Annotated in this window: 2 tRNA genes; both read left to right on the forward strand. The window is 54.1% G+C overall.

What is annotated here, in order from left to right:
- The first annotated feature begins 49 nt into the window (after positions 1-49).
- A tRNA-Ile gene (locus AB4Y35_RS42185) sits at positions 50-126 on the forward strand.
- Positions 127-165: 39 nt separating this feature from the next.
- Positions 166-241: transfer RNA gene (locus AB4Y35_RS42190), tRNA-Ala, on the forward strand.
- Positions 242-292 lie beyond the last annotated feature (51 nt).

The raw sequence follows: 292 nt of genomic DNA on the forward strand, positions 1-292 counted from the left end.
CACGCGTTTAAGCGCTCACACTTGTCGGCTGTAAGAAAGACAGACTCAGGGGTCTGTAGCTCAGTCGGTTAGAGCACCGTCTTGATAAGGCGGGGGTCGATGGTTCGAATCCATCCAGACCCACCAACTGGTCTGACGGGCAATTCCTTGGGTATGTATGCGACTGGGGGATTAGCTCAGCTGGGAGAGCACCTGCTTTGCAAGCAGGGGGTCGTCGGTTCGATCCCGTCATCCTCCACCAATCCTCAATGCTGGTGTCATTGATGCAAACATCGAAAGGTATTTGCGGTTC

It is taken from the genome of Paraburkholderia sp. EG286A (genome assembly GCF_040965375.1).
Taxonomy (GTDB): domain Bacteria; phylum Pseudomonadota; class Gammaproteobacteria; order Burkholderiales; family Burkholderiaceae; genus Paraburkholderia.